Below are 17,815 nucleotides of genomic sequence, written 5' to 3'. Positions count from 1 at the left end.
CGCCCGGGTTTCACCGTTCTCATGTCATTCCAAGGGTTTTCAGTTTTCGGTGCAACGCAGATCGCTCCATGCCGACGAATTCGGCGGTGCGTGAGATATTGCCGTCAAACCGCTTGATCTGCGCCTGCAGGTATTCGCGCTCAAAGATTTCCCGCGCCTCTCGAAGCGGAACGGACATCAGATGTTCGCCTGTTCCGGATGTCGGCAGATTGGGAAGCGTTTCGCCGATTTCAGCCGGCAGCAGGTCCGCAGTGATCGTGCTGTCCGGCTCTCCGCGGCTCAGAATCATCAGCCGTTCGACGTTGTTGCGCAGCTGGCGAACGTTTCCAGGCCAGTCATGCGTTTGCAGAACCGCCATCGCATCGTCCCCGATCGGCCGAAGCGGAATACCCGATGCCCCCGAAATCTGCTCCATGAAATGATGGACGAGCACGGGAATGTCTTCCCTGCGTTCGGCCAGACCGGGAACCCGAAGCGGCACGACGCTCAAGCGGTGATAAAGATCCTGACGGAAAAGGCCCGATGCAATGTGTTCTTCGAGATTCTTCGACGTTGATGACAAGATCCTGATGTCGACCTGCACCTTTTGCGTCCCGCCGACACGGGCAAAACTCTGCTCAACGAGAACACGCAGTATCTTGCCTTGGGTTTCCGCCGGCATATCGGCAACTTCATCCAGATAAAGCGTGCCGCCGTGCGCTTCTTCCAGGGCTCCGATCTTTCTGAGATTTCCGTTCTCGTCTTCGATGCCGAAGAGCTCTTCTTCCATGCGGGACGGCGTTATTGTCGCAGCATTCAGGACAACGAACGGGCTCTTGGTGCGCGGTGACTGATCGTGGATCATCCGTGCCGCGCGCTCTTTGCCGGCACCGGACGGCCCGACGATCAGGATTCGACTATTCGTCCCCGCAATTTTCTGGATCGTCAGACGCAGGTTGTGTGCTGCCGAGGAGCCACCGATGATCTCGCTGGTCTCGCCGCTCCGCTGTTTGAGGTCGCGGACCTCCCGCTTCAGACTGGACGCTTCAAGGGCACGTTCGACAATATGGATCAGACGATCGGCCTTGAACGGCTTTTCGATATAGTCATACGCACCACGTTTGATCGCGGAGACCGCCGTTTCGATATTTCCGTGGCCCGAGATGATCACCACCGGAAGATCCGGATCCATCTCCTTGAAGACATCAAGCAGCGCCAGGCCGTCAAGCCGGCTCCCCTGAAGCCAGATGTCCAGGATCACCAGAGACGGCTTGCGTTCCTTGACCGCCGCTAGGGCGCTGTCGGAACCATGTGCCGTTCGCGTTCCGTAGCCATCGTCATCCAGGATGCCTGCAATCATTTCCCGGATATCGGTTTCGTCGTCTACAACAAGAATATCATGCGCCATGAGCTGTAACTGCTTGCTCTTGTTCATCACTCTCCGGCTCGATCTCGGCATGGGCTGCCAGGGTCAAACGCACCAGAGTGCCTGTTTCGTCAGGGGTTGATTTGGGAGCATCGAGCAATTCGACGCCGCCACCATGGTCTTCCAGAATTTTACGGACAATCGCGAGGCCGAGACCTGTCCCTTTTTCGCGTGTTGTCATGTAGGGCTCAAGCAACCTGCTTCTGTTTTCCTCAGGCAGCCCAACGCCATTGTCGATCACATCGACAACGATGCGATCCGAGTTGTTTTCATCCTGCCCGTAGAGACGAACCGTGACGCTCCCTTTCGGCAGATCCTCCCCGGTGCGCGCACCAACGGCTTCGGTTGCGTTCTTTACGACATTCGTCAGCGCCTGCCCGACCAGCCTCGGATCGAACACCGCGTTGACAGGTTCGCTTGGCACATCGGCACTGACGGAGATCTCCGGATTAGCAACCGACTGCATGAAGGCCGCGTCGCGGACGGCCTCGCGCAGATCGCCCGAGACCTTGTTTGGTTTGCGCATACGGGCAAAAGACGAAAACTCGTCCACCATTTGCCCGATATCGCCGACCTGGCGGACAATCGTATCGATACACTGATCGAAAACCTGCCGGTCTTCCTCGATCCGCTTGCCGTAGCGCCGTCTGATCCTCTCAGCCGACAACTGGATCGGGGTCAGCGGGTTCTTGATCTCATGGGCAATCCGCCGTGCAACATCGGCCCATGCCGAATTGCGCTGCGCGGAAACGAGGTCGGTAATGTCGTCAAGCGTGATCACGAAGCCATGCTCGCGCCGCGTGGACTGTTCACTTGTGATCCTGACGTTCAGCGTTCTCAGGCGGCCGCCTCTTGTTACCTCAACCTGAGTTTCAGGCAGCTTTTCGGTGTCGTTTTGCAATGCACTTTCAATATAATCCGAAAGCTCCGGAACGACTTCACTCAGATGCTTGTTCAGGATCTGAACCTCGTCGAGCTGGAGCAGCTCCAGAGCCGATCGGTTGATGAGCATGATAGAGGCTTCGTCATCGACACCGATGACACCGGTCGACACACCCGAGAGCACCGCCTCGTTGAACCTGCGGCGGCGATCGATCTGCTCGTTCGCTGCAAGAAGCGCATCTCTTTGGCCAAGAAGCTGGCCGGTCATCTTGTTGAATGTGAGGCCGAGGTTTGTAAGGTCGCCGCCGGATTTTTCCGTGTGAACTTTTACGGCCAGATTGCCCTTCGCCACTTCATCCGCCGCGGAGATCAACACCTTGATTGGCGAAACCAATCGGTTTGCAAACCCGAACCCGATCCAGATCGCAGAAAGCAGCAGGATCAGCGCGACGCCGAGATAAACGAATGCGAAAGCGATCTGAACGCCGAAGCGGCTGTTTTCCATTTGCTGATATTGCGAGGCACCCGTTTCCGCGAGCCTTAGATATTCAACAACGCGCGGATCAATCACCCGCACCGCATAAAGATAGAAATTCTCATAGGCGGAGAGCTTCATGACGCCACCGACTAGATTGGAACTGCCCGGTGCGATCAGTATGGGATCGCCGGACTGGGCCTTGAAAAAGCTGTCAGCGGGGGGCAAAGGGATCTGGGCATTCGGATCAAGAATGACACGGGTTACGACCTCACCTTTCTCGTCCAGGATCATGGCTCCGAGTATGCCGCGCAGCGAAACCTGGGTTGCGAAAAATTGATCGAAGCGTGTGGGTTCGAATTCATAGATCGCCTTGGCGCGATCGATATCCTTCGTCATGGCGATCAGATCGCCGCGCAGAACTCTGGCGTGTTCCTGAAGGTATGCCTGCGCGACCGTCAGCGCGTTGTCGATGATTTGGCGCGTCCGGTCCTCAAACCATCGGTCCAGACCCCTGTCAAGCGTCACGGCCGCAAGGATTGCCATCATGACGGCAGGCACCGCCGCAACCAGACTGAAGAGCGCGACCACGCGCACGTGGAGACGTGCTGCAGCCCGGCCACGGCGTCTGGCTTGCCAGAGCTTCAGGATCTCGACTGAAACAACGCTCAACAGGACGGCGGCAAGCGCACCATTGATGGCCATCGCCGTCATGATGACGTCGCGCGTCGGATCTATCGATGTCAGCCCCATCAGAATGAAAAAGGTCACAGCAATAGAAATCAGAGCGACAACCATGACAGCGAGACCAGCCCGCCGCCACAGCTTGCCTGAAGAGCTTGATTGCACAACAGATTGCTGAACCGTTTCCAGTATCATGCAGCCTCAAAAGATAGGTACGCCGCCAAGAAACGGTGGCGGCTTCGAAATTTGCTGCAAACTTATCACACAATGTTGCGAAATTACGACAGACTTGCCTGTCGCCTGAAATTTTGCGGTGGACGATTTAAGCCGTCGTTTCAAATTTCCGAGAGGTAGTGAAAACCAAAAAGGCGGTCGCGATCCTATTCGATGCCACGCAGTCTGAATTTCAGTCCCCTTCTGGGGACATTTCTGCCCGAACAATCACAACGCCGAAATCCAGGGCCTGGACGGCGGCCACGTTTCGGCCAGAACCTGATCCGGACGCTCAGCGCGCCGAGCGCATCACCTGGATATCCAGGTCCCGGATCTTTTTGCGCAGGGTGTTTCGATTGACGCCGAGAAGTTCAGCCGCCTTGATCTGATTGCCGCGCGTTGCCGCAAGCGCTGCGCTGATCAGCGGATACTCCACCTCACGCAGAATGCGGTGGTAAAGTCCGGGGGGCGGCAATGCTTCGCCAAACGTGTCGAAATATCCAGTCAGATATTTCTCGACCGACCCTCCGAGATTGACGCTTTCATTGGATTCTTCACTTGCAGAAGAGACACTTGGCTGGCTGAGTTCCTGATCAAGCAGACTTTCGCTGATAATGTCCTGAGGGTAGAGAGCGGCGAGCCGCCGGACCAGATTTTCCAGTTCGCGCACGTTGCCGGGCCACCGATAGCGGCGCAACATATTGAGCGCGCTCTGATCGATCTGTTTCGCCTGCAGGCCCTCTTTCTCGACAAGCGAGAAAAAATGCCGGACCAGATCCGGAATATCTTCCACGCGTTCGCGCAAAGGCGGCAATCTGATCGGAACGACATTCAGTCTGAAATAGAGATCCTCTCGGAAGAGGCCCTGATTGATCAGGTGCCGGAGATCCTTGTTGGTTGCCGCAACAATGCGAACATCCGTCTTGATCGGCGTTCGTCCTCCGACAGTGGTGTACTCTCCCTGCTGCAACACCCTCAGGAGCCGCGTTTGAGCCTCCATTGGCATATCGCCAATCTCGTCAAGGAACAGCGTGCCACCATCAGCTTGTTCGAAACGGCCGGAGCTTCTGTTTTGAGCGCCGGTAAATGCACCTTTTTCGTGCCCGAACAATTCAGCTTCGATCAGGTCCCGCGGAATGGCAGCCATATTGATGGCGACAAACGGTCCGTTGCGACGTTTGCCGTAGTCGTGAAGAGCGCGTGCGACAAGTTCCTTGCCCGTACCCGACTCTCCATTGATCATCACCGTCAGATCAGTCTGCATCAGCCGGGCCAGAATGCGGTAAATCTCCTGCATCGCAGGAGACCTGCCAACGAGCGGCATCCCCTCACCCGCATCTTCCATGTCAAGCGCAGGCCGCTTCTTCGGTTCTTCCAGCGCCCGTTGGACGATATTGGTGAGTTCCTTCAGATCAAACGGTTTGGGCAAATACTCATAGGCACCCTTTTCAGATGCCTTGATCGCGGTCATGAAGGTGTTTTGGGCACTCATCACCAGCACAGGCAATTCCGGCCGCATCTTTTTCATGCGCGGCAGGACATCGAAGATATTCTCATCCGGCATGACCACGTCGGTAATGACAAGGTCGCCATCGCCGGAAGAAACCCATCGCCATAACGTCGAGGCGTTCGATGTCAGCCGGACCGTGTAACCAGCCCTGGAAAGCGCCTGGTTCAGCACTGTTCGAATGGCAGCATCATCATCTGCAACAAGGATCGTACCTGTCGGCATCGTTAGTCGGTTCCCTGGCTTGTCTTGTCTGTGTCCGGTTGCAATTCGCCTGCATACGCGGGCATCAGAATTCGAAAAATTGTGCGCTCTCGCTGACTGTCGCATTCAATAACGCCGCCATGATCACCAATGATCTTTGCAACAAGCGCCAGTCCCAGTCCCGAGCCGTTTGTCTTTGTGGTGATAAAGGGCTCGAACAGGTGCGGCAAAAGATCGTCCGGAACACCGGGGCCGTTGTCCTGTACGCAAAACTCCAACGGCAGGCTCACCCGTGCTTCGGTACCCGGAACGGATAGGCGCACCCCCGGGCGGAACGCCGTTGAGATTCGAATTTCGCCGTCCGGATCTTCGCCGATTGCCTCGCTCGCATTCTTGACCAGATTGAGAAACACCTGGATGAGCTGATCCTTGTTGGCAAAGACCGGAGGCAACGAAGGGTCATAGATCTCGACAATCCGTTTGTTGCGCGCAAAACCGTTGTCGGAAAGGCTCTTCACACGATCGAGGACAACGTGAATATTCACGGGTTCGCGCTCGATCGGCCGCTCATCCGAAAAGACCTCCATGCGGTCCACGAGCTTCACGATCCGATCCGTTTCATCCATGATCAGGCGCGTGAGTGACCGGTCATCGTCTACGACCGACTGCTCCAGCAGCTGTGCCGCTCCCCTTATCCCCGAAAGAGGGTTCTTGATTTCGTGCGCTAGCATGGCAGCGAGACTCGTGACGGTTCTCGCAGCACCCCGCGATGTCAGTTGCCGGTCAATTTTTTCGGCCATTGTGCGTTCTTGGAACATGAGCACAACGGCGCCCGGGCGATCGGCTACAGGAGCAGCATTGATGTCCACCATTTTGGGCGCGCCAATGCGGGGCGACCCAATATCCACCTTGTATTCGTTCACTGGTGCAGCCCGCTCGCGGACCTGTTCGATCAGAGTCAGCAGAGGGCTGCCAAATGGCACAAAGTCACTGATCGGGTGGCGCCTGAGAACCGAGGCGCTCGAACGCATGAAAATTTCTGCCGCCATGTTTGCGGACTCAATGACGCCGTCAGGCGCAACCAGGAGCACCGGATGCGGAAGCGCATCAAGTATGCTAGGTCCGTCGCTCGCGAGCATGGCCGCACGGCCAGTCTCAGATGTCTTGTCGCTCACGCAGCTATCCGTTCGTTTGATGTTGCAAACCAGTCAGCGACCAGCTTCAGAACTTCGGCAGGACGGTCGGATGTCATAACCGTCCTGCGCTCAATGCCCGGCATTACGCATTCCGCGCGGGTTTGAGCGACGTCCAGATACCAACCAAGGTGCTTGCGCGCGATACGGACGCCCTGCGTCTGGCCGTAGTGGCCGAGAATCGCCTCGTAATGTTCCGAAACGAGATCCGAGAACTCCGCTTTCGACGGCGGGTCCGGGAGCTTCCCGTTTTCCAGGAAATGTCCAATCTGCCCGGGAAGCCATGGCCGGCCATACGCTCCTCGCCCGATCATGACGCCATCCGCACCGGACGCTTCGAGCATTTTTTCAGCATCCTCAGTACCCTTGCAGTCACCATTGGCAATCAGGGGGATCGAGATGGCTTCCTTTACGCTCCGGATCGCGTGCCAGTTGGCATTGCCCTTGTAAAACTGGCATCTGGTCCGTCCGTGCACCGTGATCAACTGAACACCGGCAGCTTCTGCGCGGCGCGCCAGCTCCGGAGCGTTCAGGGAATTGTCATCCCATCCCAGCCTCATTTTGACGGTCACGGGAACGCTGACGGCAGCGACAGTTGCCTCTATCAAAGTGAGCGCGTGATCAAGATCCCGCATCAGGGCAGACCCGGAATATCCGGACGTGACCTTTTTCGCTGGGCAGCCCATATTGATGTCGATGACGTCAGCACCCAGATCGGCAATGACCTTTGCGGCCTCCCCCATCCATCGCGCTTCCCTGCCTGCGAGTTGGACGACATGAAGACCGGAGTTCTGCGCTTCAGCACGCATCTGGGTTTCGGCATCACCTTTGACAAAGGATTCGCTGGCGACCATTTCGCTGACCACCATGCCGGCACCATAGCGTGCGGCGATCCTGCGAAAGGGCAGATCCGTCACACCCGACATCGGAGCGAGAACAGCGCGATTGGGCACCAGATGGGGCCCGATCTTAAGTGGTTTGTTGAATTCCGGCACGCGGCTCTCTTCTTCTGCTCATTACCTGTGCAAAATACAATCTGCCTATATTGTAGACAATTTCTGCATCGCAACAAGTCTAAAATTGCGATTTGCATAGGAAGTTCGTTAAAGACGATCAGTGATTTAAGCCAAACCAACCCGCAAGGAGACCGCCTATGGGTAAAACGGCAGCAGCTCTCGTCGTCGCGGCTGGAAGGGGTACGCGCCTGGCGGGTTCTGGCACGGCCCTGCCCAAACAATACCGGTCCATCGCAGGAAGACCGGTGTTGTCACATACACTGGAAGCACTTGCAGCGCATCCCCGAATTTCAACCATCGTAACCGTCATCCATCCGGACGATGTTGAACTCTACAAAACGGCGGCAAGGGACGCGGTTTTGCCGGACACATCCGTCAACTTGGAAACTGCATTTGGCGGCAAAACGCGACAGCTATCGGTACTGGAAGGCTTGAGGACGCTCCGCAAATCGGGCAGCGACCTTGTCTTCATCCACGACGCGGCGAGACCATTCATCTCCATTGAAGTGATGCAAACTCTTTTTGAAAAGCTTGACACTGGTGCCGAAGGAGTTCTCGCAGCTGTACCTGTCGCTGACACGCTCAAGAAGTCGAAAGCGCCTGACGCTCCGCTTGAAACCATAGACAGACGCGGTCTTTGGGCCGCACAAACCCCTCAGGCATTTCCGTTTGAGGCCATTCTCGAAGCGCACACGAAAGCAGCTGCGGAAGGCATTGTCGATTTCACAGACGATACCGGATTGGCCGAATGGGCGGGAATGAGTGTGGAGCTGAGCGACGGAGATCCCTCCAATTTCAAAATCACGACGGCAACGGATCTCGAACGAGCAAATCGGCAAGCAAAAGCTACATTAATGACAGATACTCCTGCCCTCAATCATCCCCTGTCTCAGCTTCAAGATATCCGGACAGGGATCGGCTATGACGTACATGCATTCGACGAGGGCGATCAGGTTACGCTTGGCGGCGTGGCGATTCCGCATATCAGGAAGCTCAAGGGTCATTCGGATGCAGACGTCGTCCTCCACGCAATAACCGATGCTACCCTCGGCGCAATTGGCGATGGCGATATCGGCCAGCACTTTCCACCGAGCGACCCGCAATGGAAGGGTGCCTCTTCAGACCGATTTCAGTTTGATGCGATCGAGCGCGTGAAAAAGCTTGGCGGCCGGCTTGCGCATATCGATGTCACGATCGTATGCGAGGAACCCAAGATAGGACCGCATCGCGCTGAAATCCGAGCTTCAGTGGCCCAAATCTGCGAACTGCCGGTATCCCGGGTTTCAGTCAAAGCAACAACTTCGGAAAGACTGGGGTTTACAGGTCGTAAGGAAGGCATCGCAGCCTTGGCGAACGTGACCGTCCGCCTCCCGTTTCCCGAAAATGAGTGAAACCGCAATGCCAGAAACCAGACTGAACGATCTCGCAGACCTGACGCCGCTGGTAAGCAGCGTTCTGGAGGAACTGAAATCAAACGGCAAAATGATCGTAACGGCAGAGTCATGTACAGGTGGTCTGATCATTGGCGCGCTTACCGAAATTGCCGGATCTTCAGCCGCTGTTGACCGAGGTTTCGTGACTTACTCAAACGAAGCCAAGACCGAGCTGCTCGGCGTCCCTGCCGACCTGATTTCCCGTGTTGGCGCCGTCAGCAAGGATGTCGCAGTCGCCATGGCAGAGGGTGCCCTGACGCGCTCGGATGCGGATATTGCCGTTTCAGTTACAGGCATAGCAGGACCTGGCGGCGGCTCTGAGGACAAGCCCGTTGGAACAGTCCACATTGCCGTCGCGGAAACCAACAAGCCGACACAGCATTTTCATTGCTGGTTTGCAGACAGGGGCAGAAAATCAATCCGTCTGGAAACGATCCAGACAGCTTTGACGTCTGTTCTAAATGCACTGACAATTGAAAAGGATCGTTAAGGATCACACAGGTTCCTGCTGGGTTTCCAAGATAAGCGGACCTATAGTCCCCTCATCCCGGTCCCAACTTTCTGTCGATTGTTTTCCAAGATGAAAAAATCCTTCGCGACGCTGATCGCCTTCCTTTGCCTGAGCACCTCCGTGTCTGCTTCCCCGCTTCCACAACCTGGTGACTATTTTCTGATTTCAAGGGATGCGGCCGGTCAATTCGTCGGAAGCCACAAGCTGTTCAAAGACTTCGCTCCGGACATGAATGAGGTGAACTATTGCGCGAGTGCATATTACGTGCGCAGCAGTTCCGTCGCCTGGACTCAATTGGAAGTCGAACGCGGAAATGTGGTTCATGTAGAATACAATTTTGGACGCGGATGGCGACCCATTTGCGCCAATCCCGAACAGGAGGTCACGCTCAAGGACGTGGGTGTCCTCGTCAGCGCCAGAGAATATCTCGCGAACCTGGAAAATGATAAGCCCGCCACAAGCCGTCTGGCTGCGTTCGGCGCCATGTTTCGACCTGCAAATTCCGAAAACCCGGAGGGAAGTTTTCACAGCAGGTGATGAATTTTCCGATCGATTGCAGAATTATGACGCGCACCCAATAAGGGAACCTAAATTTTTAATAAAACGCCCGTCCCGCTTTCAATCAGTTCTACAAGAAGCAGACATATCTTCTCATCAACAACAACCAAGAGTTATCGCTGGACATAGCAAGACGCGAAGGTCGCTCGCGTTGGAGAAGGCAGATTATGTGGTTCCATAAGTTATTGCTGACACTTGGATTTTTTGTTCTTTCGGCAACTCAGGCCAACGCTCAATCGGAAATTCCGATCGTCGGCGACACCTACATAATCTCGCGTGACGAAAACCGTCACTTTCGGGGCTCCCACCGAATTTACAACAGACGCGCCGAAGACCTGGTGGAAGTCGAATATTGCAATCGGTCCTACTGGGTTCGTTATGCAACCATTGCGTGGACGCAACTGGAAGTGGAACGAAACTATGCTGTTCGTGTCGAATTCAACTGGGGCAAAGGCTGGCGGCCAATATGTGAGCGCCCAGCCGAACAGGTCACTCTGAAGGGCCTTGGAGTTACCGAAGATCCACGGGTCATCATACAAAATGACGGCCTGACGATCGACAAGATCAACCGCTTTGCCGCGATCCGCGACGCCTTCAATGCAAACGGTAAAGACAAGGCCGCCCAGTCGTTTCATGACCAATGAAATCAAAATGTCCTGAGCCGGGTAACGAAAGGGTAAGCTAAGTAACGTATTCTTTATGCCATTGGGGTTAAGCTGGGCTCGTTAGAGGAACTCAAGCATGAAACGCTCGCTGGCATGCATTGCACTGACGCTTATGACCTGTGCCGGTCTGACCGGGACAGCGTTCGCCAAAAGCGATTTCTACATCCGGTCGCAGCATTCCAATGGCAAGTTCACCGGGTTCCACGAGATTCTCTCCAAGCCCAAGTCCGGCTATCACCGTGCAAACTACTGCAACCGCAGTTTTTGGGTCTCATCGACGACGGTCATTTGGACTGAGCAGCAAAATGCCGCAGGTCGAACCCTCATCCTGGAAGAAAACACCGGAACTGTCCGCAGGATTGTCTGCAAGGACAACAGCGCGTTCGCGACTTTGGAAGATCTTGGGCTGTCGAAGCGTGATGTGGCGAAAATCAGAGCGGCGAACAAGCCACTCGACATGAGATCCAGCCGCCTTCAAACCATTCGCGACGCCTTCAAAGAGTACAAGTAACCCGTTTTCGACGTCGGCTGTTCAAGCCCCGTAGACTTCATCTGCGCGCGCTTCAAAAGCGCTTGAAAACTTCCTGAATGCCTTGTCAAACATCACGCCCATGAGCGAGCCGAGAGTCCTGCTCTTGAATTCATAGGAGATGAAGAAGCCGACGTTGCAGCTTGCTTCTTCCGCATCCTCGAATGTCCATTTGTTTTCCAGGTGCTTGAACGGCCCGTCCAGATATTCAACAAGAATGGTGCGCGTCTTTGGGCATAACTCGACACGGCTGGTAAAGGTCTCCTTGAAGAGTTTGTAGGCGACCGTCATATCCGCAACGAGAACCGTGCGGCCATCGTCGAGTTCCTTGCGGCCACGCACATGTAGCCCCTGACACAGCGGAACGAATTTTGGATATTGCTCGATATCGGCGACAAGGCGGAACATGTCCTCCGCCTTGTGATTGACCTTGTGATTGGAAGAAAAACTGGGCATGCAGTTTGTCAGATCCCGTTCGCTGCCGGACCTAGTGGCCGAGTTTTGCTTTTCGAGCTGCCCGCAGTTCAGCGAAATCCTCGCCGGCATGATGAGACGAGCGTGTAAGCGGGCTGGCAGAGACTTTGAGGAAGCCCTTGGCATAGGCTATCCGCTCGTATCCCTTGAATTCCTCAGGTGTGACAAACGACATCACCGGGTGGTGCTTCTTGGAGGGCTGCAAATACTGGCCGATCGTAAGGAAGTCCACATCAGCGGCACGCAAGTCGTCCATTAGCTGCAACACCTCGTTCCGGATTTCGCCGAGTCCGACCATGATACCGGATTTCGTGAACATTTCCGGATCAAGTTCCTTCACCTTCTGGAGAAGGCGAATGGAGTGGAAATAGCGCGCACCCGGCCTGACTGTCAGATACTTCGACGGAACAGTCTCAAGATTGTGGTTGAAGACGTCCGGCTTGGCCGCGACCACCGTTTCCAGGGCACCGTCTTTGCGCAGAAAATCCGGTGTCAGGACTTCAACAGTCGTACTGGGCGACGTTTTCCTGATTGCTTCGATCACATCTGCAAAATGCTGCGCGCCGCCGTCGTCAAGGTCGTCCCGATCCACGGAGGTAACGACGACGTGCTGCAACCCCATTGTCGCGACTGCGTCGGCCACACCTTGCGGTTCGTTTTGGTCGACCGGTCCCGGCATGCCTGTCCTGACATTGCAGAACGCACACGCGCGCGTACAGGTATCGCCGAGGATCATGAAGCTGGCATGTTTTTTTGACCAGCATTCGCCGATATTGGGGCAACCTGCTTCTTCACACACGGTGACGAGGTTGTTTTCGCGAACGACATTTTGAGTTTCGCGATAAACGGGCGACGTAGGCGCTTTGACGCGGATCCATTTCGGCTTGCGCTGAATGGGATTGTCCGGACGATGTTCCTTCTCCGGATGCCGGGGACGTGCATCGGATTTTGCGTTCGGGCGATTGAGCGTGTCGACGATCGTAACCATAGGCCTTAAGTGTCGTTATTCCTCTGAAACGTCAAGATATAATGGAGCTGAGACAGCTATGTGCTGAGCGCAGGTCTCACAAGTTCCGCCAGCCTCTGGCGGGCGTTTTCAGAAAGTGGGGTTGATTTGCGGGTTGCCTCGTTCATCTGAACGATAATCGTGACGGCCTCGGCGACCGGGGTTCCGTCCTGGAACACGCGCTGAAAAAGCTTGAAGGAACTGCGTCCGATCTCCTTCACCGCCGTACCGATCTCAACGGTGCCGGGCCAGTTGATTTCGGCGAGAAAATCAAGCTCGAGCCTTGCGATAACAAATGCCAAGCCTTCCTGCATGAGTTCGTCGCCGTACAGCAGTTCGACCCTGCCTGTTTCCAGAAACGTGTTGAACACTGCGTTGTTGATGTGCCCTTGCCGATCGGTATCCGCGTATCGAAGTTTGTCGGTCGTTCTCAAAGGAAATGCACCTATGCCGCCACGCAGTCGATCCGCGCCGGCTTCACTCTGCTGTTCCGCCACAACATAGATGAAGGCGGAAACACCGCCTTCGTCGGTATAAACGTGTGTTTCGACCCGCCGATAACCTTCCCCTTCGAAGGCGTCCAGACGATCCCAGTGATCAGGGAGGTCAGGCGACTCAAACAGAAAGACCTCCACGTTCTGTCCTTCCTGATCGAGAACAAGTCCGGGAAAACCGAGCGCAGCACCCCAACCGGACTGCACAAGCCGTCCGCGCACGGTGCCTTCACTCCATCGACCAACAAGATCGGCAAGTTGTGTATGATTGGCCCGCCCAGGAGCTAATGTTCCGTAAGTCGCAAGTCGGTTGACCGCTGCCACCGTATCTCGCAGTTTTTTCATGCGTGGTCTCACTCCGTCTTAGGCCATCCTGTTCTGGAGTCTCGTATGAAGAACGCGCCAAGCCGCCAGCAATGGTACCAAAACAAAGAAGATCACAAACGATGTTCTGACACCCAGTGTCAGAGCACCTAAACCAATCAGCAGCGCATACACCCATGACAAACGTCGATGGATAATCGTGTCACGAAAAACGGCTCCATAAAGAATTAGAATTAGATAGATAGCGACCTCAATCGATTGCATATCCATTCAAAAGGATCCCTGATCTACCGAATTTTTCACGGAGGTCATTTGAAGACCTTCTTCCATGTGAACAAAAACAAGATCGCACCGACAGTCGCGACAATCAGGCGGTCAACGACCCCGCCGGCGAGGTTCAGATTGAGGATCGACGCGAGTTCTCCCCCCAGCAGCGCGCCGATCAAACCGACAACCAGGCTGCCGAGGAAACCACCTCGGCTGTTCAGGACACGGTGAGCAACTGCGCCCGCGATCAAACCTATAATTGCGGAAACTATCAGCCCCATACCGTGTCCTCTTCAGTTTTGTGAACCCAGAACGCCATCGCGCGCGACGTTTCAATCAGGCTAGAAGGCGCGCCACCAGCACGACAACGATCGCCCCGACAGCAGCGACGACGATTTCATTTACATACGCGTTGCCGAGATTGATGTTGATGCCTGCGAACTTGAAAATAAACCCACCGACGAAAGCACCGAGAACGCCTGTGAGCAGGTACCGAATGATACCGCCGCCTCCGACAACGACACTTGCAAGCCAGCCTGCAATGATCCCGATGGCAACCCAGATCAGAATTGATTTTGCATCCATCAGACTTCCCCTCTCGTTTAGTCACTCCTGTCGATGCCGTGTTCCGCACGGTCCAGAGCATCAGTGTAACTGAAGGCAGTTTCATCACAACTCACTGAGACCACCTCAATGTCGGCATTCTTGAAAAAGTTCCCAGGCTTTGGAAATTCCAACCCGAACACGACGCCATCGTGCAAGACGCACTTTGCGGTGAGATTACGGCGTTCGACCTTTTGGACGACATTGATAAAATGGTCTCCGGACCCCAGCGGTCCGGCGAACTTCAAACCGGGGTCCATCCGGTAGTAGCGGAAACACGGGATTCGACCGTTCGACATCCGCTCGACAAAATAGCGCTGGGCGAGCTGTGCGCGGGCGACACTCTCAAGATCGCCCGCTAGCCATTCAAGTGCCGCGTTCAGGGTCAGAGCCTCGTGCGGCTTCAGCGACCAGCTTCCCTCGAAACTCAGAAACCTTAGCCCGTCCGCAAGATAGCTCAGCATCGCTTGTTCCCGATCCGGTCAGGCTTCAAGACCTTTTTGATCACCGCAGCCCGCATATCGCGCTACATGTTGAGAACTCGTCCGTAAGCGTCGAGCACCGACTCCTTCATCATTTCCGAAAGTGTCGGATGCGGGAAGACCGTATGCATCAGGTCCTCTTCCGTTGTCTCGAGGTTCATCGCAACGACATAGCCCTGGATGAGTTCCGTCACCTCAGCGCCAACCATGTGTGCCCCCAAAAGCTGGCCGGTCTTCGCATCAAAGATCGTCTTGATCAGACCGTCCGGCTCGCCGAGCGCAATCGCCTTGCCATTGCCGATGAAAGGAAAGCGGCCGACCTTGATATCGTAGCCTGCTTCCTTGGCTTTCGGCTCGGTAAGACCGACAGAGGCGACCTGCGGGTGACAATAGGTGCAGCCGGGGATCATGGACTTGTCCATTGCATGAACATCTTTGCCTGCGATTTTTTCAACGCAGATGACGCCTTCATGCTCGGCCTTGTGCGCCAGCATCGGAGGTCCGGCGACATCACCAATGGCGTAAATACCGGGAACACTCGTGCGACCGTAACCATCGATGACAACGCAGCCGCGATCGGTCTTGACGCCGAGTTCCTCGAGGCCGAGATTTTCGATGTTGCCGACCACACCCACGGCGGAAATAAGCTTTTCCGCAGTAAGATCCTGCTTCTTGCCGTCCTTGGTCTCAACCGTTGCGGTAACGCCCTTCGCGCCTTTTTTGACCTGCGAAACCTTGGCTTCCAGCAAAAACTTGATGCCCTGCTTTTCCATCTTTTTCTTGGCAAGACCCGAAATTTCCGGATCTTCCACCGGCATGATGGTCGGCATCATTTCGATGACCGTGACGTCGGCACCCATGGTTTTGTAGAACGAGGCGAACTCGATACCGATCGCGCCGGAGCCCATGACAATGAGAGACTTGGGCATGGACGGCGGAACCATCGCCTCGAAATAGGTCCAGATATCCTTGCCGTCCGGCTCTATACCTGGAAGCACGCGCGGGCGCGCGCCGGTTGCAACGATAATGTGCTTGGCCTTGTAGACACCCTCACCCTTCGTGCCTTTGGGCGCAGGATGCTGCGGTTCCATGGCCTTCTTGGAGGTCTTGGAAACCGTGACCTCACCAACCTTGGTGACCTTCCCCTCACCCCAGACAATGTCGACCTTGTTCTTTTTCATCAAGAAGCCGACACCGCCGGTAAGCTGGCCGGAAACACCCCGTGACCGCTTGACCACTGCCGCTGGGTCAAAGGAGACATTGTCTGCGGAAAGGCCGTAGTCGTTGGCGTGTTGCATATAGTGGTAAATTTCAGCAGAGCGAAGCAGTGCCTTGGTCGGGATACAGCCCCAGTTGAGACAAATGCCACCCATGTGTTCGCGTTCGACTATCGCTGTCTTAAATCCGAGTTGAGCGGAGCGGATTGCGGTCACGTAGCCACCCGGCCCCGAGCCGATAATGATCACGTCGTAGTTGGTATCAGCCATGGTGTTTTCCCCGGCGAAAGAAGTCATCGTTCGAAAACGGCGCGACGTCGCCGTCGCGCCGGAAAGCATGCATCAGACCAGCATGCTCATCGGATTTTCGATATAGCCTTTGAAAGCGGCGAGCAGTTCCGCCCCAAGCGCACCGTCGACACAACGATGGTCAGTGGAGAGCGTGACCGTCATGACCGTCGCGACCGCAAGCGCATCGTTTTTGACAACGGGACGCTTTTCGCCGGCACCGACTGCGAGGATCGTCGCATGCGGCGGATTGACGACAGCACAGAAGTCCTTGACGCCCATCATGCCCATGTTGGAAACCGCCGTCGTACCACCCTGGTACTCTTCCGGCTTCAACTTGCGTTCCTTGGCCCGCTTGCCGAGGTCTTTCATCTCGTTTGAGATGACGGAGAGTGGCTTTTCTTCCGCGCGGCGGATGATCGGCGTGATAAGGCCGCCAGGGATTGAGACCGCAACGCCCACATCGGCATGTTTGTGCATGACCATGTTTTCGTCGGTCCAGGACACGTTTGCATCCGGAACATCACGAAGCGCCAATGCCAGCGCCTTGATGGTCATGTCGTTTACGGAGAGCTTGTAAGCCGGCTTACCATCCTTGTCGGTTGCCGCTGCCCCGTTGAGTTGCGCCCTGAGCGCGAGCAGCCCGTCCAGTTCGACATCCACGGATACATAGAAATGCGGAATGGTCTGCTTGGACTCTGTCAGGCGTTTGGCAATGGTCTTGCGCATGCCGTCATGCGGGACAAGTTCATAGCTGTCTTCGTCGAAGAGCTTCAGAACCTGTTCTGCCGAAGGACCTGCCGCAGGCGTTGGAGCGGCAGCTGCCTTCGGCGCTTCCGCTGCCGGTGCAGCTTTGCCTGTCCCTGCCGCGAGGGCCGCTTCGATGTCCCGCTTGACGATCCTGCCGTGTGGCCCGGTACCGCTCAGTGCGGACAGATCCAGGCTGTTCAACTTGGCAAGCCGTCTTGCAAGCGGAGAAGCAAAGATACGGGCGCCATCGGCAGCGACCGGTGCCGGACCAGCCGGTGCAGCAGCCGCAGGGGCAGCTGCTGCGGTGGCCGGAGCCGCTGCTTCGGCAGCTGCCGGCGCAGGAGCTGCAGCTGCAGCTGCAGCCGTATCAATGGAACCTGCGTCTTCACCGTCTTCAAGCAGTACCGCTATCAGTGCGTTGACTTTGACGCCTTCGCTGCCGGCTGGGACGACGATCTTGCCGACAGTGCCCTCGTCGACGGCCTCAACTTCCATCGTGGCCTTGTCGGTTTCGATCTCGGCGATCACATCGCCTGCGGAAACCTGATCGCCTTCCTTGACCAGCCATTTGGCCAGGTTGCCCTCTTCCATCGTCGGGGAAAGGGCCGGCATGGTGATATTAATTGGCATGTCCG

At 55.8% G+C, this 17,815-nt stretch carries 18 protein-coding genes; 5 read left to right on the top strand and 13 right to left on the bottom strand.

All coding sequences use genetic code 11. From position 1 onward, the window contains the following. Positions 1–19: 19 nt before the first annotated feature. The 5 genes from Q0915_RS30515 to dusB form a co-directional block, all read right to left on the bottom strand. The gene (locus Q0915_RS30515; protein ID WP_299484146.1) at positions 20–1,387 is read right to left on the bottom strand and encodes a sigma-54 dependent transcriptional regulator; all 1,368 of its coding nucleotides are present in this window, start codon (positions 1,385–1,387) and stop codon (positions 20–22) included. Then, positions 1,377–3,641, bottom strand: coding sequence for a PAS domain-containing sensor histidine kinase (locus tag Q0915_RS30510; RefSeq protein ID WP_299484111.1), 2,265 nt, complete (start codon positions 3,639–3,641; stop codon positions 1,377–1,379). The genes Q0915_RS30515 and Q0915_RS30510 overlap by 11 nt, the downstream gene beginning before the upstream one ends. Positions 3,642–3,951: 310 nt before the next feature. Next, on the bottom strand, positions 3,952–5,391 hold the full coding sequence (gene ntrC, locus Q0915_RS30505) for a nitrogen regulation protein NR(I) (protein ID WP_299484110.1): 1,440 nt from the start codon (positions 5,389–5,391) through the stop codon (positions 3,952–3,954). Positions 5,392–5,393: 2 nt separating this feature from the next. Continuing rightward, a complete protein-coding gene (locus Q0915_RS30500) occupies positions 5,394–6,509 on the bottom strand; it encodes a nitrogen regulation protein NR(II) (protein ID WP_299484145.1) in 1,116 nt (371 codons plus the stop codon). 32 nt (positions 6,510–6,541) lie between these two features. After that, positions 6,542–7,489 (bottom strand): tRNA dihydrouridine synthase DusB, encoded by a 948-nt coding sequence (gene dusB / locus Q0915_RS30495; RefSeq protein ID WP_299484144.1) that lies wholly within the window; start codon positions 7,487–7,489, stop codon positions 6,542–6,544. A gap of 227 nt (positions 7,490–7,716) precedes the next feature. Here dusB and Q0915_RS30490 point away from each other — a divergent pair, with 227 nt between their 5' ends. The 5 genes from Q0915_RS30490 (at position 7,717) to Q0915_RS30470 (ending at position 11,257) form a co-directional block, all read left to right on the top strand. Further along, complete coding sequence (locus Q0915_RS30490) at positions 7,717–8,970, top strand: bifunctional 2-C-methyl-D-erythritol 4-phosphate cytidylyltransferase/2-C-methyl-D-erythritol 2,4-cyclodiphosphate synthase (RefSeq protein ID WP_299484109.1); 1,254 nt, start codon at positions 7,717–7,719, stop codon at positions 8,968–8,970. Between the two features lie 7 nt (positions 8,971–8,977). After that, on the top strand, positions 8,978–9,502 hold the full coding sequence (locus Q0915_RS30485) for a CinA family protein (RefSeq protein ID WP_299484108.1): 525 nt from the start codon (positions 8,978–8,980) through the stop codon (positions 9,500–9,502). Positions 9,503–9,592: 90 nt separating this feature from the next. Continuing rightward, on the top strand, positions 9,593–10,060 hold the full coding sequence (locus tag Q0915_RS30480) for a hypothetical protein (RefSeq protein ID WP_299484107.1): 468 nt from the start codon (positions 9,593–9,595) through the stop codon (positions 10,058–10,060). A gap of 188 nt (positions 10,061–10,248) precedes the next feature. Next, positions 10,249–10,725 (top strand): hypothetical protein, encoded by a 477-nt coding sequence (locus tag Q0915_RS30475; RefSeq protein WP_299484106.1) that lies wholly within the window; start codon positions 10,249–10,251, stop codon positions 10,723–10,725. A gap of 97 nt (positions 10,726–10,822) precedes the next feature. Beyond that, positions 10,823–11,257 (top strand): hypothetical protein, encoded by a 435-nt coding sequence (locus tag Q0915_RS30470; protein WP_299484105.1) that lies wholly within the window; start codon positions 10,823–10,825, stop codon positions 11,255–11,257. A 21-nt stretch (positions 11,258–11,278) separates the two neighbouring features. Here the strand turns inward: Q0915_RS30470 and Q0915_RS30465 are convergent, their stop codons facing one another. The 8 genes from Q0915_RS30465 to Q0915_RS30425 all read right to left on the bottom strand — a co-directional run bounded on the left by Q0915_RS30465 (position 11,279) and on the right by Q0915_RS30425 (position 17,810). Further along, positions 11,279–11,731: a type II toxin-antitoxin system RatA family toxin gene (locus Q0915_RS30465; RefSeq protein WP_299484104.1), complete on the bottom strand. Its 453-nt coding sequence runs from the start codon at positions 11,729–11,731 to the stop codon at positions 11,279–11,281. A 31-nt stretch (positions 11,732–11,762) separates the two neighbouring features. Continuing rightward, positions 11,763–12,737 carry a lipoyl synthase gene (gene lipA / locus Q0915_RS30460; RefSeq protein ID WP_299484103.1) on the bottom strand — a complete coding sequence of 325 codons (975 nt, stop codon included), beginning with the start codon at positions 12,735–12,737 and terminating at the stop codon, positions 11,763–11,765. 56 nt (positions 12,738–12,793) lie between these two features. After that, the gene (locus Q0915_RS32150; RefSeq protein ID WP_366525359.1) at positions 12,794–13,594 is read right to left on the bottom strand and encodes a thioesterase family protein; all 801 of its coding nucleotides are present in this window, start codon (positions 13,592–13,594) and stop codon (positions 12,794–12,796) included. A gap of 287 nt (positions 13,595–13,881) precedes the next feature. Then, positions 13,882–14,121 (bottom strand): GlsB/YeaQ/YmgE family stress response membrane protein, encoded by a 240-nt coding sequence (locus Q0915_RS30445; RefSeq protein ID WP_299484102.1) that lies wholly within the window; start codon positions 14,119–14,121, stop codon positions 13,882–13,884. A 55-nt stretch (positions 14,122–14,176) separates the two neighbouring features. Further along, a complete protein-coding gene (locus tag Q0915_RS30440; RefSeq protein ID WP_299484101.1) occupies positions 14,177–14,425 on the bottom strand; it encodes a GlsB/YeaQ/YmgE family stress response membrane protein in 249 nt (82 codons plus the stop codon). Between the two features lie 17 nt (positions 14,426–14,442). Further along, on the bottom strand, positions 14,443–14,907 hold the full coding sequence (locus Q0915_RS30435; protein ID WP_299484100.1) for a hypothetical protein: 465 nt from the start codon (positions 14,905–14,907) through the stop codon (positions 14,443–14,445). 62 nt (positions 14,908–14,969) lie between these two features. Continuing rightward, entirely contained in the window at positions 14,970–16,412 is a 1,443-nt protein-coding gene (gene lpdA / locus Q0915_RS30430; protein WP_299484099.1) for a dihydrolipoyl dehydrogenase, read from the bottom strand. A 72-nt stretch (positions 16,413–16,484) separates the two neighbouring features. Next, on the bottom strand, positions 16,485–17,810 hold the full coding sequence (locus tag Q0915_RS30425) for a pyruvate dehydrogenase complex dihydrolipoamide acetyltransferase (protein ID WP_299484098.1): 1,326 nt from the start codon (positions 17,808–17,810) through the stop codon (positions 16,485–16,487). Positions 17,811–17,815 lie beyond the last annotated feature (5 nt).

It is taken from the genome of uncultured Roseibium sp. (genome assembly GCF_947494555.1).
Lineage (GTDB): Bacteria > Pseudomonadota > Alphaproteobacteria > Rhizobiales > Stappiaceae > Roseibium.
The sequence above is the reverse complement of the archived record's forward strand: the minus strand, read 5'-3'. Positions and strand labels throughout refer to the sequence as shown.

Bases quoted from the DNA above. Each gene is read 5' to 3' on its own strand.
- Q0915_RS30515 (WP_299484146.1), bottom strand. From the start codon at position 1,387: ATGGCGCATGATATTCTTGTTGTAGACGACGAAACCGATATCCGGGAA.
- Q0915_RS30510 (WP_299484111.1), bottom strand. From the start codon at position 3,641: ATGATACTGGAAACGGTTCAGCAATCTGTTGTGCAATCAAGCTCTTCA.
- ntrC (WP_299484110.1), bottom strand. From the start codon at position 5,391: ATGCCGACAGGTACGATCCTTGTTGCAGATGATGATGCTGCCATTCGA.
- Q0915_RS30500 (WP_299484145.1), bottom strand. From the start codon at position 6,509: ATGCTCGCGAGCGACGGACCTAGCATACTTGATGCGCTTCCGCATCCG.
- dusB (WP_299484144.1), bottom strand. From the start codon at position 7,489: ATGTCGGGTGTGACGGATCTGCCCTTTCGCAGGATCGCCGCACGCTAT.
- Q0915_RS30490 (WP_299484109.1), top strand. From the start codon at position 7,717: ATGGGTAAAACGGCAGCAGCTCTCGTCGTCGCGGCTGGAAGGGGTACG.
- Q0915_RS30485 (WP_299484108.1), top strand. From the start codon at position 8,978: ATGCCAGAAACCAGACTGAACGATCTCGCAGACCTGACGCCGCTGGTA.
- Q0915_RS30480 (WP_299484107.1), top strand. From the start codon at position 9,593: ATGAAAAAATCCTTCGCGACGCTGATCGCCTTCCTTTGCCTGAGCACC.
- Q0915_RS30475 (WP_299484106.1), top strand. From the start codon at position 10,249: ATGTGGTTCCATAAGTTATTGCTGACACTTGGATTTTTTGTTCTTTCG.
- Q0915_RS30470 (WP_299484105.1), top strand. From the start codon at position 10,823: ATGAAACGCTCGCTGGCATGCATTGCACTGACGCTTATGACCTGTGCC.
- Q0915_RS30465 (WP_299484104.1), bottom strand. From the start codon at position 11,731: ATGCCCAGTTTTTCTTCCAATCACAAGGTCAATCACAAGGCGGAGGAC.
- lipA (WP_299484103.1), bottom strand. From the start codon at position 12,737: ATGGTTACGATCGTCGACACGCTCAATCGCCCGAACGCAAAATCCGAT.
- Q0915_RS32150 (WP_366525359.1), bottom strand. From the start codon at position 13,594: ATGAAAAAACTGCGAGATACGGTGGCAGCGGTCAACCGACTTGCGACT.
- Q0915_RS30445 (WP_299484102.1), bottom strand. From the start codon at position 14,121: ATGGGGCTGATAGTTTCCGCAATTATAGGTTTGATCGCGGGCGCAGTT.
- Q0915_RS30440 (WP_299484101.1), bottom strand. From the start codon at position 14,425: ATGGATGCAAAATCAATTCTGATCTGGGTTGCCATCGGGATCATTGCA.
- Q0915_RS30435 (WP_299484100.1), bottom strand. From the start codon at position 14,907: ATGCTGAGCTATCTTGCGGACGGGCTAAGGTTTCTGAGTTTCGAGGGA.
- lpdA (WP_299484099.1), bottom strand. From the start codon at position 16,412: ATGGCTGATACCAACTACGACGTGATCATTATCGGCTCGGGGCCGGGT.
- Q0915_RS30425 (WP_299484098.1), bottom strand. From the start codon at position 17,810: ATGCCAATTAATATCACCATGCCGGCCCTTTCCCCGACGATGGAAGAG.